12 protein-coding genes are annotated in these 12,824 nt (G+C 47.2%); all 12 read right to left on the bottom strand.

Translation table 11 applies throughout. The features are described from left to right. Positions 1 to 2: 2 nt before the first annotated feature. The 12 genes from K7R11_RS11730 to K7R11_RS11785 all read right to left on the bottom strand — a co-directional run bounded on the left by K7R11_RS11730 (position 3) and on the right by K7R11_RS11785 (position 12,813). A complete protein-coding gene (locus K7R11_RS11730) occupies positions 3 to 1,289 on the bottom strand; it encodes an aspartate aminotransferase family protein (RefSeq protein WP_224490931.1) in 1,287 nt (428 codons plus the stop codon). A gap of 14 nt (positions 1,290 to 1,303) precedes the next feature. Continuing rightward, the gene (locus tag K7R11_RS11735) at positions 1,304 to 2,521 is read right to left on the bottom strand and encodes a carcinine hydrolase/isopenicillin-N N-acyltransferase family protein (RefSeq protein ID WP_224490932.1); all 1,218 of its coding nucleotides are present in this window, start codon (positions 2,519 to 2,521) and stop codon (positions 1,304 to 1,306) included. A gap of 57 nt (positions 2,522 to 2,578) precedes the next feature. Next, a complete protein-coding gene (locus tag K7R11_RS11740) occupies positions 2,579 to 3,271 on the bottom strand; it encodes a lysoplasmalogenase (RefSeq protein ID WP_224490933.1) in 693 nt (230 codons plus the stop codon). A gap of 14 nt (positions 3,272 to 3,285) precedes the next feature. Continuing rightward, positions 3,286 to 5,088 carry a Xaa-Pro dipeptidyl-peptidase gene (locus K7R11_RS11745; RefSeq protein WP_410528199.1) on the bottom strand — a complete coding sequence of 601 codons (1,803 nt, stop codon included), beginning with the start codon at positions 5,086 to 5,088 and terminating at the stop codon, positions 3,286 to 3,288. A 247-nt stretch (positions 5,089 to 5,335) separates the two neighbouring features. Next, positions 5,336 to 6,154 (bottom strand): alpha/beta hydrolase, encoded by an 819-nt coding sequence (locus tag K7R11_RS11750; protein WP_224490935.1) that lies wholly within the window; start codon positions 6,152 to 6,154, stop codon positions 5,336 to 5,338. A 24-nt stretch (positions 6,155 to 6,178) separates the two neighbouring features. Then, complete coding sequence (locus tag K7R11_RS11755) at positions 6,179 to 6,487, bottom strand: DUF3784 domain-containing protein (RefSeq protein WP_224490936.1); 309 nt, start codon at positions 6,485 to 6,487, stop codon at positions 6,179 to 6,181. Between the two features lie 80 nt (positions 6,488 to 6,567). Then, positions 6,568 to 7,086: a flavodoxin family protein gene (locus K7R11_RS11760; RefSeq protein WP_224490937.1), complete on the bottom strand. Its 519-nt coding sequence runs from the start codon at positions 7,084 to 7,086 to the stop codon at positions 6,568 to 6,570. Between the two features lie 109 nt (positions 7,087 to 7,195). Next, positions 7,196 to 8,353 (bottom strand): lysophospholipid acyltransferase family protein, encoded by a 1,158-nt coding sequence (locus K7R11_RS11765; protein ID WP_224490938.1) that lies wholly within the window; start codon positions 8,351 to 8,353, stop codon positions 7,196 to 7,198. Between the two features lie 10 nt (positions 8,354 to 8,363). Then, positions 8,364 to 9,422 (bottom strand): bile acid:sodium symporter family protein, encoded by a 1,059-nt coding sequence (locus K7R11_RS11770; RefSeq protein WP_224490939.1) that lies wholly within the window; start codon positions 9,420 to 9,422, stop codon positions 8,364 to 8,366. 401 nt (positions 9,423 to 9,823) lie between these two features. Next, positions 9,824 to 10,648 (bottom strand): RluA family pseudouridine synthase, encoded by an 825-nt coding sequence (locus tag K7R11_RS11775; RefSeq protein WP_224490940.1) that lies wholly within the window; start codon positions 10,646 to 10,648, stop codon positions 9,824 to 9,826. 285 nt (positions 10,649 to 10,933) lie between these two features. Further along, positions 10,934 to 11,425, bottom strand: a complete 492-nt coding sequence (locus tag K7R11_RS11780) for a DUF4440 domain-containing protein (protein WP_224490941.1) — start codon at positions 11,423 to 11,425, stop codon at positions 10,934 to 10,936. Positions 11,426 to 11,637: 212 nt separating this feature from the next. Beyond that, entirely contained in the window at positions 11,638 to 12,813 is a 1,176-nt protein-coding gene (locus K7R11_RS11785; RefSeq protein WP_224490942.1) for an alpha/beta hydrolase, read from the bottom strand. Between the last annotated feature and the right edge of the window lie 11 nt (positions 12,814 to 12,824).

Raw genomic sequence — 12,824 nt, forward strand, 5'->3', positions numbered from 1 at the left:
AACTATTTTCCAAATATGTTCTTTAGGGATTCCCTGGCGCTGTAGGTTGCGCTGTACAACCTGAGTTTGCCTATGGCCTTGTCTGTTTTCTCAATGATCTCTTCCACCTGCTCCCTGGTAATGATCAACGGAGGCAGAAGTTGACAAACCCTTCGGTCATTATTGGCATAAAGGGAAAACATTCCGCTCTCATAGGCAGCCTTGGTAAAGAGCAATCCATGATCTTCCTTATAGAATTCAATACCGGTCATCAGTCCGAGTTGGCGAAATCCGGCGATGTATTTTTTATGCTTATTCCTTAGCATTTCATACCCTTCTGCAAGACGGCCGGCCATTTTGTTCACGTGTTCCAGGAAATGAGGGTCTGCACTAATTTCGAGGACTTTCAGCGCTACCTCGGCTCCGATCTCTGATCCGCCGAAGGTGCTCACGTGTATGAACGGATGTTCTTTGAAAAAGGCTTCAAAGGGTTCGCGAAACACCGTAGCGGTAATGGGGTAGATCCCACCGGAAAGTCCTTTCCCGAGTATAACCATATCGGGAATAATGTCGTAATGTTCAAAAGCCCATAACTTACCGGTTCTGCCCAGTCCGGTTTGAACCTCGTCGATAATGAAAAGGGTGCCGGTTTGTGTGCAGTGTTCCCGGAGGGCTTTCATATAGGCTTTGTCGGGTACCGTAATCCCCAGGGTTGCCGGAACAGTTTCCATGATAAAGGCTGCGGTACTACGGGTAATGGATTTGCGTGCCGCCTCTATATCGCCGAAAGGAACCTGTTTAAACTGAGGAACGTTATCTCCGAAAGGCTCCCTGTACTGTTCGTCCCCCGCAGCAAGGGCAAGACCCGTATGACCGTGATACCCCCCTTGGAGACTCACGATCTCCGCTCGTCCGGTATAGCCCCTGGCCAGTTTTATGGCCAGGTCTACCGCCTCTCCGCCACTAACACCAAAAACGGTGTAATTAAGGTCTCCGGGCATGAGTTCAGCAAGCCTTTTCCCGAGGCGTGCCCGCTGGGTGCTGATAAAGTGATGGTTGCCGATATCAAAGTTTTGAGTGGCATTCACCATGGCTTCAATAACCTGCGGATTGCGATGGCCGAGGTTAAAGACACCCCCATTGCTATGGCAGTTGATCAGGGTTTTCCTGCCCGTTACATCGGTTATATAAGCCCCTTCGCGCTTGCCAATAATAAAATCCATCCCGTATTTCTTAAATGTGGCAACCTTGCCGGAAGAAACGTGGTGCTTGAAATCGCTGATGATCTGTTTTTTATCTGAAGTATCCATTTCGGCCAATGTCGTTATTTTGTTGCCAGGGAATCCATTTGTTGAAGGTATTCCTGTTCTTTAGCGTAGCATGTGTTGCAATCTGCGATAAGTTCTTCCCGGGTTTTGTTCTCAAGCCCTTTATATATAATATCGAGGAACTCCCTTTGAAGGGCATCCCTTATTGTTTTATGATACGCGTGAAATTCCTTGTTGTTTCTGAGCATTTCTTCGGCCATCGCCCTGTTGCCCATGAAATATTCCAGGGAGGTTTCGAGCGATGAAAATTGCGGGAAGGCCTCCGGATACTCCGTAAGCAGCAAGGGCTTGAAAAGGGATACACACGGATTCGGGGAACTGGTTACCCATACGAGGGTATGCTTCCCGTAATAATCGACCACCATGCTCGAAGTGGTCTCCGATTTTACGATTGTTCCCGGGTGAACACAGATGGAGCCCATCCCTTTTTTAAAATTCTTGCCCGGATCGATATGAGAGCGGAGAATGTCGAAAACCCCCTCAATACCCTTATCCCTGTCCGCGATCTGCTGTTCGGTATAGCGGTGCCGCATATCGCCCCTGGAGAAAAAGGTATAAAACCGGTTTTCCATGGTCTTTTTCAGGGCAATATCCTTAAATGGGCTGCTGGCCCGGGAATGGTCGGTGTTGATGGTGTAGCAATTGCTTATGGAAGCGAAATCCGTGATGTCCTTCCGAACCCAGTTCTTTCCGGAAGTCTCTATAACAATGGCTTTTTCTGCATCCTTGATCAGAAAACTGTTGTGGTACATCAGGGTGCCCGAGTAACTTCCATTCCCTCCCTGGCCATAAGTTTCCAGGAGGTGGGTAATGATATCGAAGGCCTGTTCTGCCGAGTCGGCATTGTGCAGGGCAATACGCAGGATGTCCATCCCCAGCAATCCGTCGGCCAGGGTTTTTTCTTTGGAAAAGATGGCCTCATTTCCAATAGACACTCCTTTCTCATTAATGCCCATTTCTGCCCCCCAGATCCAGGTGGGTCTTGAAATAATGGCGCTATAGGGATGTTCAAACTCCGGAAAAACCTTTTTTAGAACTTCCAGTTGCCTTTGGTATTTTGGCAGGTGTTCCTTCAGGAATGCAGATTTAAAGTCCTGTTTTGCATCCTGTATCATTTCGATTACCTGGGGTTCTCCCGGATCCCGGTCGGAGTTCTTGGCAAAAAACGACCGTTCCCTATTTGCTGTGCTGAAAAATGTAAACGTATCACACATTACGGTACCTTATTGGCGGTTGATCTCTTTAAGGGTAGTTCTGTTTGTTGATAAAATCTATTTCTGTCCATAAGCCGGTTGCCCTTTCCTATCCAACAGGTCCGCCTTCCTGATTAATGAGAAGGTTATGCTTATATGGGCCAGGTAATACGTGGGTAAAATAAGAAAATTTAATGCGTCATATCCCAGGAACTCTTTTAACGAGATAATGGTATCTGAAAAAAGAATTAAAAAGATGCCAAAAGTATAGGCCCATCTTACTACCGGATCACTTTTCATGCCAACTGCAGCCCCCAGGGATAAACAGGAAACGGTTAGATATATCAGGGTAGCTGATAAAAGGATCTGATCGTTAATGGCAGGGTAGAGCATAAGATAGAAAAACGCCAGAAATCCAAACAGAAGTATACTGGTAAACGTTCGGTTGATCCGGCCATTAGACAAAGCAAAGACCAGGTAACCAATATGGGCGAGGAAAAACATGGCGATCCCTTTGCTGAACATTATCGTATCGCCTGCCATATTGGATAGATGCCAATCGCCTAAAATTGAAAACAAAAAGGCACTAATGATATACCAGGTTTCCCTGGATGCATGGTCATTGCTGAAATTCAGGATTAACAGTATGATCATCCCAATTCCTGCGGTTCCCGAGCCCCATATGAAATTAGAAGTGGCCAGGGCCATGATGGCCGATACAAAGGAAACTCCCAAAAGCCAATAACTTAACCTGGTTTTATTACTTAACATAGTTCCTGCAGGCTTTATTTAACGGCTTTGACAAATGTTTCCAATCCTCCCACAACCGGCAAGGTAAGGGAAGTTCCCGCAAGGTCGACCGTTAACCCGGTTCCCGGTTTCGGATGCAGGGTAAACTCCTGGTCGCTGGAAAAGATCATGAGTCCTACTTGCTGTCCGGCCTTGATGACCTGGTCGTCGGGATTCAGGTCGAAAGACACTTCATAGAATTCGCCGGGCTTCAGAGGTTCACTCTCGGTCAGGGAGCTGTGATTCTGAGGGTCTGCCCATCCTCGTGTAATGATATTATCGGTGATACTCCCTGCTTCCTTGTTCCACGGCAGGGATACCAGCCAGACGGAAAGGTTTGCGGCGGGTTTGCTGCTGGCAACTCTTATGGTTACTCTTGGGGTGCCCGAAATGTGCAGGGCTTCTTTCAGTACAGGTGTTGTATAGATCAGACGATGTTCTGACCGGGCTGCCATGGCCAGTTCGGCACCGGAAAGGGTGTAGTCGTCTGTCAGGGATTCCCGGGTATTATCGCCTTTTTCGGATGGGGTGAGTCCGCCGGCCTCATTCCCGCCGGAAGTCAGATAAAAGGTAACTTCCGCCGCATCCGGATGCGGGTAGTCAGGGTAGGCAGTAGGAGCATTCATTTTATCATTTTCCCGGACGATCCAGGCTTTGGGATCATTCTCCACGCCATTTTCAATGCCGTGAAGGTACCGGGTGAACCATCGGTTCATAAGCGTGATGGGAGGCGGACCGCCATGGCCCTGCTGGTGGTAATAGATCTGTGCCGGGATTCCCATTTCCTTGGCTTTTTTATAGATCCTGTAACTGTGTTCGGGCATCACATTCCAGTCATTGAACCCATGCGACATGAGTAAGGCTGCCTTCATGGGCTCCATTTCGTTCAGGTAATCGCGACCGGCCCAGAAGTCGTTGTAATCGCCGGTGATACGGTCCATCCCGTTCTTCATGATCGAATCTCTGATGCGGGCGTTATTAGCGGCTCTTTTGGATTCGTCTCCGCTATGGATAAAATCGTAGAGCACATCAATATCTTCCCCTAAATACCCTCCGGGAGAGCGAACCAGACCGTTAGACCGGTAATAATGGTAGTAAGAAGTATTGGGCGCAATGGGAATAATGGCTTCCAGGCCTTCCACCCCTGTGGTGGCTGCTGCCAGGGGGATGGTGCCGTTATAGGAAGTACCGGTCATCCCTACCTTCCCGGTAGACCAGAATGCTTCCACAACATCGCCTCCATAAGGTTCGGTATATCCCTTAGCGCGGCCGCATAACCAGTCGATCACGGCCTTGGGGGCCAGAGATTCGTTATCGCCGCCAACGGTAGGTGCCCCCTGGGACAATCCCGTACCTGGAGAGGAAGAGTGTACAACGATATACCCGCGCGGCACCCATTTCTCAATATGGGAATTCGATATAAATGGCCGTTCGATACGCTCCACATCCGGGTGTACCGGTCCTTCCACGCTTTCCCCGAGTTCGTGTTCTACACTCCAGAACAACTCGCGTCCGCCCTGTGCCACCCCGGCAAAATACGGGCTGGAAACATAGATCACCGGAAGTTTTAAGCCTTCCGTTTCTGTTTGTGCGGGCCGGGTAACGGCCACATGCATACGATCGGGTTTCCCGTCCTTATCACTGTCAAAGGTGGTTTCTACCCATAATTCCTGGCGGATCCAGTCTTCCGGCGAACTAAAAGCTTCGACGATCTGGGCCTGCCCGTCTTTAAATACTGGCTGGGCTTTGACTTTGGGTTGAGCGACCATAGAGGAAATGGACGTAAGCAATACCCCCATGGCGATATAAAGGGATCGGTGTTTTATCATGGTTTTGGAGTTTAGGTTGGTTATCGGTTAAAGCTAAGAATTTTTTTGAAAGGGGGAAGTGGGGAAGGAGGGAGGAGGGAATTATGAATGGTGAATTATGAATGGTGAATTGTGAATTGTGAATTGTGAATTGTGAATTGTGAATGAAATAGTGTCGGATCTTGCCATCTTGACTCGTGGCTCTTAAAAATTTATTTCTTCAAACCGCTTCACCGCATTATTCGTTCAAATACTTCAGTCCGTAATATAAGGCCGGCAAGGGTACAGAGCGGTGGTTTTCCTCTTCAAAATATTCGAGTTTCACCCGGGCTTCCCCGGCAGACTTTTCCTGTAATAACGAAAAGAAAAGGTCATGTCGCTTTTTATTGCGACCTTCTTTGGCTTCTCCCTGGTTGGCTGTCGCGATATACAATTTTTTCTGAAAGGAGGCAGGAGAGATGGTATCTACCTTCGTGCCTGTCAATTGCTCATCCCACCAGAGGCTTGGGTCCACGGCGAGATAGCTGTCGAACAGACTACCCTTATCCATATAGGCATTTATGGTGAGCAATCCGCCAAGGGAGTGCCCGGCCAGGGTCCTGTGAGAAGTGGTTCTGTAATTCGTATCGATATAGGGGATAAGTTCGTCCTGTATAAACTTCAAAAAGTCTTTGCCGCCGCCCATGGTATTGGGGCGAGCAGTTTTTATTTTGGTTACGGTAAGGTCTTTTTCCCGGTCCGGACTTTCAATGGCTACGATAATGGTTTCCGGCATTAAATGATTCCCGGCGCGAGGAGAACTCATAAAATGGGTAACCCCGATGGCGGTCTTAAAATGAACGGCACCGTCCAGCAGGATAAGCACGGGATAATCCCGGCCTTCTTCAGAAGTATCATCATAAGAATCCGGAAGGCTAACCAGGCACACCCGGTCTTCATTTAAAATGGCAGAGTGGAGGATGAGTTTTTGCTCCGATTCAGCGGCAATCTGCTTTTTACAGGAACTGAATGGTATGCAGGTAAAGAGGATGTAAAGAATTGTCAGGGTATGTTTCATGAGTGGTTTAAATGAAGGGGGTCTTTAGGAATCTTTTTTGAACTTTTTAGAATTGGTTCGAATCAGCAAATATGGAAGTCCGATGATTACAGCCAGTATCAGGGCATACATTTTTATCTTTTCTGAAGCCAACCAGTTTCCTGCCAGGTATCCTGCGAAAACCATAAAAGCCATCCCAAACATAACATTCCTGAATACAGTGGCAATACCTTCAATGTCATATTTATCTTTTTCTTCTTTGGATAGGGTATTATATCCCGCTATAAGCTGGTGCATCCTGCCATGTTTAACCATGATACCCAGGGCGATAAAAATTAAGGCTGTGATCCACATTGGGTTTTAACGCTAATAGCTAAGGTATCCAGGGCTTAAATTAAGAAAAAATCGATCAGGATAATTTTAAATGACAGGCTTTATGGCTCTATGGCCACTTCCAATACCCGGTTCGCGAACAGGTCTATCTGGTCAGAAACTTCCTTTTCGGGTTTGTCCCGGGAGATCCAGGTATGCAATTCCCCGAGGTAGTTCATGCTTAAATAGGCTGCACTGAGCTGAAAAGGGATGAAAAACCCAGGGTGCTGTGTGGCATCAGACCCGCAGGAAACGGCCAGCATATTCATGCCCCTGAGCTTTCTGCCCGTTTGTTTGTGTACTTTTAAACAGTCGGTGATCCGGTCAAAAAAGTTTTTCATGATGCCGCTCATGGAATACCAGTACACCGGGGTGATAAAGACAATGGTGTCATAGTGAACGATCTCCTCCAGCGTCGGGAGAAAATCATCATCCGTATGATGATGTTCGTAACTGTAAGGGTGGATCTTTTTTTCGGCCAGGTTGATGATAGGGGCATCAAATTTTTCCTGAAACATTTTTGCTATCTGATAGGAGTTTCCATCGACCCTGGAGCTCCCTTGTACAATTATGGTTTTCATTTCGCGGTTGGTTTGAAAGGCCAAAATAGGTTATTGACAAAGATCTGGTGGTCCGGGATGATCTTTATTTCAATACTAAAACCTTATAGGCTCATAGAATTTTTTCATATTAATCCTCCGGAAGGAAATCACCGGCCAGGTCTTTGGTAAGTATGGGTTTCGGTCTTTTCAGGATACGCGACTGGTACTCATAGGCCAGGAGGCCGGATAGCGGGATCACTGCCAACCAGATCCAGAACCCGCCGAAAACAGTATTCAGGAGGCTGGCTGTTAACAGGGCAAACAGCGGAACTCCGACCATAACACAGATAAAATTCACGGAGGCGATGAAATGCGGATCTTTAACGAGCTTCTTAAGTACGAGTTTAACGGTAATGATCCATCCGAGATTCAGGACCACTCCAAGCAGCCAGAACGGGAAGCCTGCCAGAAGCAGGAGGGTACGTAAGATTCTTTTTCGGGGTTTAGGCGTATCAGCTCCGAGGGGCTTTGAAGCTGCGAGGGTATCGACAAGCTCCTTATCGTTTAAGAACCGCCGGGTTAGTGATGGTGATACCGTTCTTTGGGTCTGCCAGGCGTATTCCAGATAGTCATAGTGCTCTTTCGGACGGATATCGATCATCAATTCGCTGAGTTGATGAGCCAGCTCTTCTCTTAACTCCTTTAAGGCGGCGGCCTCAGGTTTTTCCTGACCTTCAATGAAGCTTTTAACTGAAATCGGGCTGCCAAAATTCAATAGAAGATCGGTACGCATCCGGGTGGGATGTTCGTAATTGATGCCTACCGGAACGATCATCACATCCCGCTCTGGATGGTCTTTTAGGGCCTCTGCAGCTCTTAAGGCAATGCGTCCGATCCCCTTTTTGAGAGGGGTGCGCAATCGCTTTTGCATGCCGTGGTTACCTTCCGGAAAAATTAGAATGGATCTCCCGTCGAGAAGCACCTCCTGGCAAAATTTAAAGGTACTGTTGTTCGCTGTTTTCAGATCGACCATATCCCGTGGGCGGTATACCGGAACCATATGCATGATCTTTAACAGGGATTTTACCAAATCCCCTTTAAAAACACTGGCCCTGGTGAGGAACCACGGATCGCGATCGGTGTTAACGGCAATAACAATGGGGTCAAGGAAGGCACTCTGATGGTTGGGAGCAAAAATCACTGAAGCCCCTTTCGGAATTTTTTCTTTATGGGTTACAGCGATCTTTCGGAAATAAAAGAAAGTGGTGATACGTGCCCATATTTTCACAAACCGGTATACAATCATGGTCCTGTATTTAGGCATTCACACTTATGAGTCCCCACTTTTTGTACAATTGAGAGACAAGGAGTCCCGCAATGATGTTCCAGATACCCCACCAGGCAACCAGGAGTACGAGTCCGCCCCTGGGTTCAAAGAAGGTAAATACCAGGGCAAGGGCCAGTCCGGCATTCTGCACCCCGGTTTCTATGGAAATGGTTTTTGTGTCTTCGGTATTTCGGGAAGTAAACCGTCCCAGAAGATAACCACTTAGCAGGGCTACCAGGTTTTGAGCAAAAACAAGAAAAACGAAATGGGGCCAGTATTTCATAAAAATATGGCCGTTTCCGTAGAAGGCAAAAACGATGAAGGCGATTAGTATCAGGATACTCAGCCGTTGCAGGGGGGAGGATATCCTCTGGCTCAGTACTGGAAATCTCGAGGTAAACCAGATCCCGATTACCAGCGGAACTACAAGGATCTGAAGTACCGTCAGACTGAGATCGGTATAGTTCAGGGCTATCCCGTTAAACACAGGCTGTAAGTAGGGGAGTTTGGTGGTCCAGAACTCAAAATTTAAAGGGGTCATCAATGGGGCCAGTAAGGTGGCTATAATGGTAAGGCTTACACTCAGCGCTACATTGCCTCCGCATTGCATCGAAAAGAAATTGGAAATATTCCCTCCGGGACAGGCCGCAATAAGAAGCATCCCCACGGCTAACCCGGCCTCTGGCTTGAGCAGCCATACCAAAAGAAAACTCACAGCCGGTAAAACCAGGTATTGAGACAGCACCCCCGTGGCCACGGAGGCCGGGGTGCGCATGATCTCCTTTAAGTCACTGATCTTAACCGACAAGGCCACGCTGAACATAATGATCGACAAACAAATGTTGATCAACCAGATATTGTTATCACTAAAGGCGATACTGACGTCTTGCAGTTCTGTAGAGGGGTTATAAAGCATGGCGGCAAAGTAATAAAAAAAGCTGTGAACTCCCTTTATTTTATAATTCCCCGCGGTATCGATATGGCCAATCTGATGGTAATTGCAAGAAGTTAGGGTATGATAATGACAGCCTCCTGGCACGTAGTTCATTGATCATAAGTTATTTGTTCAGGATTAAGGGGGCATGCAGCATCCTTATAACTATTAGGCTTGCATTTGGTTGAAAATTCTGTTAGGTCCTTTTGATATGTAAATGAATACCTCACACTAATAATTGTACCGAGCTTTTTTTAATTCTTTATCATTTGGCCGCTACCCCATAAATCCTTTTTAATCCGTACGACCTTAGGGGGCACTACCCTAAGGAGAAGTGTCGCTGTTATTTAAGGACCACTTCCCGATGGAAAAAGGTTTAGAGATACGCACGTATCTCCCTTCCGGTTCCTTGAAAAATTAAACAACAGGGTATGTTCCTGAGACGATCTCAGGGATTAAAGGGTTTAATCCTGTAGCCGAATATTGGCTTTTAGCGATTGCTCCTGCAACCTGGCTCAGTCATCAGAAAGTTTCTGTTGCTCTCCTTTTTCGGTAAAAATTTTCATGAACTTTTTCGGAAGCGCATCCTTTATGCAGATGTGTTCGTTGGAAAAGGGATGTTGAAATTCCAGGGAGCAGGCGTGCAGATACAAACCTTTGCCTCTTAAAATGAATCCATCAATGGCATACTCCTTATCTCCCAATATCGGATGGCCGATCCCGTATAAATGTTTTCTTAATTGATGCCTTCGGCCGGTTTTGGGACGCAATCGAACCAGATTAAGGCTTCCGAATCTGGGTGATGCCACAGAGGCAGTTACCTGGTAATGGGTTTGTGCTTTTTTTCCATCGACAGGAGCGGTAATGAGGCCTTCGTTTTGCATTTTTCCAATGGTAATGGCGAAGTATTCCTTTGCAATGGCTTTGTCGGCAAACATTTTGTTTAAAACGCGAATGCTGTCATGCGTTTTCCCTACCAGCAGCGCCCCCGTTGTGAGGTAATCCAAGCGGTGCACAGGCTGCGGGTTTGTGGCATCCGAAAGCGTACCCGGTTTGAGGTTCTGTGCCAAAGCATTAGCAATGGTTCTGTGTTTATTGCCACTTACAACGATCCCGGATGGTTTATGGATCACTGCCAGGTAATCATCCTCGAACAGCGTTTTAAGAGGGAAATCCAACCGGGTTTGCTTCCTGTTTTTTTCCGGGACCGTAAGTGCGATGGTCTCTCCTCCTTGAAGCAGTTTCCCAGTACCTGCTACTTCCCCGTTTACAGTGATGTACCGTTTTTTAATAGCCTTCTTTAGCGCCGATTTGGTAGCGGTAGCCCTGAAAATTCCCACCCCATAATCCTGTAAGCGGATGATGGATGGTAAATTGGGAACAATATGGATTTCAGTTTCCGGAATGCTTAGGTAAAATTTAAATCAATTGGTCTCAGACAATAAAGGTACGCTTGTTATTGAATTAAAGGTGTATTTCAGGTATTAAGAGTTGTTATGCGAAAAAGAAGGCATGTAGGTTTGTTAGAGCATGAGCGGGCCATAACAGGGTTTGTGCCCTGACACGTGCTTCAGACTACAAGACGTTCTTGCTGCCCGTGTGGCTCATCTTTTCATTTTAGGAGACTATTGCCGTTCGTCCATCGTTACCTTGTCTCTTAATAACCAGGTTCCGTTCTCCCGGGTCATGATATAAGTCGTGTTGATCTTCCGTACAGGGGTTACCTTATCATTGATCTTTTGGCCTTCCCTTTCGTGATATTGATGCACCACAGCCACATCCGGTCTTAAGAACCGGATCTCGGGAGCACCTGCGTTGATTCGTTTCGATACCCGGTATCCCGGATCGGCATGGAGCTTTTTGATAAAATTGTTTATGGTATCCCTTCCGTGAAAAACGCGACCAAAAGCCTGCAGCCAACGTCCGTCTTCTGCCCAGATGCTTTTACGTTCTTCAGGAGTTCCCATGGTTTGTATGTTTACAATATTAAAAATGGCAAGGGTATCCCTTGCTGTAACGGTGGGAGCAGCTTCGGCAATACTATCCGGACGGGCCTGATTTTCCTCAGGTTTACAACCCAAAAGGAGTAGGGCGATTAAGACAAGTGTTACTCTCATGTCAGGAATTTTATGTTAAGATATGGAAAACGGGAACAGACATTTTAAAAATAATTTTTCGCCGGGTGTTGTATCATAGGGGAAGGCCGACAGGAGGGCCGGTCTTTTTGGAGAGCGATCGCAGTCTTTAATTTGATTTACGGCCTGATCCTGCCTTAAGCGCATCTACCCGGTTCTGGATCCCGGGTGACCACTTTAGACTGTAATTTGGGTTAATTTCTCTGCGCTTTATTTTTGATCAATTCCAGTATTCTGGCATGTTTTTCATTGAGGTCTTCCAGCTTGTCAGGGTATTTAATCCTGGCCAGTTTGATACTGTTTTCGATAGCGGTAAGGGCCATATCATATTTTTCTAATTCAATACAGGCATCCGAGAGACTGTCCCAGGCATTGGCCGAGGTTGGATACAGCCGGGTGGCAAGTTCAAAGGCAGCCAGGGCATCATCCGGCGATTCGAAAAGGAGCATATAACCCAGATCGTTCAATACGGCTTCCGGTATCTTTTCGGGGGCCCCGATTTCTCCTTTTACAGAATCATAATGTTGAATAACGGCATCCAGTCCATCAAACATGACTGCTTCAGAGACCTTGTATCCATTGTACAGGGAGCGCAGGGCCCTTATGCTACCCATCATGGGAATGCTGGCATGGGTTTCGTCCGGCAGTGGATCGTAGACCCATCGAAGGTGATTTGGGGCGTGGTTTTCCAACATGGAGGCCATACTTCCAAAAAAGTTCTGACCGGGGTCGATGGCCGTACGGAGGTAACTGCTGTTGAAATACAGAAAACTTTTCCCGGAAGCTCCGGAAGTCAGGAATTTTTGCAACAAGCGTTCACTTACCTGGTCATCCCAGTCAAGGGAACCGTCGTTTACCAGGTGGGCATCGAAAAGGCCCGGAGCGGCATACAGGGTATACATCGCAAACAGGCCTGCGGCGGAGTGCCCCCAAATAATCCGGGTTGTATTTTTTACCCGGTATGTCTTTTCTAAATGCGGTAATAATTCGGTTTTAAGGAACTCCAGAAATTCTTTTCCCCCACCATCGCCCTCCCAGTATGGGGAGTCTGTCGGGGAGTAATCCCGCAGGCGATTCCCGGAGTCCAGGGCCACAATAAGGTGTTCAGGAATTTCATCAATCCCGGAGAGAAAGGTAGCATTGGTAGCCACCAGGTCCCCATACCTTTGTCCGTCCAGAAGCAGTAATAAAGGATACTGCTTTTCGGGAGTTTCGCTATACCCGGATGGGAGCATAACCCGATAGGGACGAGGTTCATCTAAAATTTCAGATGCATAAGCCATTGGGATTTGCCATTTAAGGGTACTTTGTGCAGCAATTCCAATAGAAAAAAGACAAAGAAGCAGGGAACTGAAAAGTGTTCTGATCATTTTATATGGGT

It is taken from the genome of Robertkochia flava, assembly GCF_020166515.1.
Classification (GTDB): domain Bacteria; phylum Bacteroidota; class Bacteroidia; order Flavobacteriales; family Flavobacteriaceae; genus Robertkochia; species Robertkochia flava.

Coding starts and splice junctions, on each gene's coding strand:
- K7R11_RS11740 (WP_224490933.1), bottom strand. CDS start 3,271: ATGTTAAGTAATAAAACCAGGTTAAGTTATTGGCTTTTGGGAGTTTCC.
- K7R11_RS11780 (WP_224490941.1), bottom strand. CDS start 11,425: ATGAGAGTAACACTTGTCTTAATCGCCCTACTCCTTTTGGGTTGTAAA.
- K7R11_RS11745 (WP_410528199.1), bottom strand. CDS start 5,088: ATGGGGGTATTGCTTACGTCCATTTCCTCTATGGTCGCTCAACCCAAA.
- K7R11_RS11735 (WP_224490932.1), bottom strand. CDS start 2,521: ATGTGTGATACGTTTACATTTTTCAGCACAGCAAATAGGGAACGGTCG.
- K7R11_RS11785 (WP_224490942.1), bottom strand. CDS start 12,813: ATGATCAGAACACTTTTCAGTTCCCTGCTTCTTTGTCTTTTTTCTATT.
- K7R11_RS11760 (WP_224490937.1), bottom strand. CDS start 7,086: ATGAAAACCATAATTGTACAAGGGAGCTCCAGGGTCGATGGAAACTCC.
- K7R11_RS11750 (WP_224490935.1), bottom strand. CDS start 6,154: ATGAAACATACCCTGACAATTCTTTACATCCTCTTTACCTGCATACCA.
- K7R11_RS11730 (WP_224490931.1), bottom strand. CDS start 1,289: ATGGATACTTCAGATAAAAAACAGATCATCAGCGATTTCAAGCACCAC.
- K7R11_RS11755 (WP_224490936.1), bottom strand. CDS start 6,487: ATGTGGATCACAGCCTTAATTTTTATCGCCCTGGGTATCATGGTTAAA.
- K7R11_RS11765 (WP_224490938.1), bottom strand. CDS start 8,353: ATGATTGTATACCGGTTTGTGAAAATATGGGCACGTATCACCACTTTC.
- K7R11_RS11770 (WP_224490939.1), bottom strand. CDS start 9,422: ATGAACTACGTGCCAGGAGGCTGTCATTATCATACCCTAACTTCTTGC.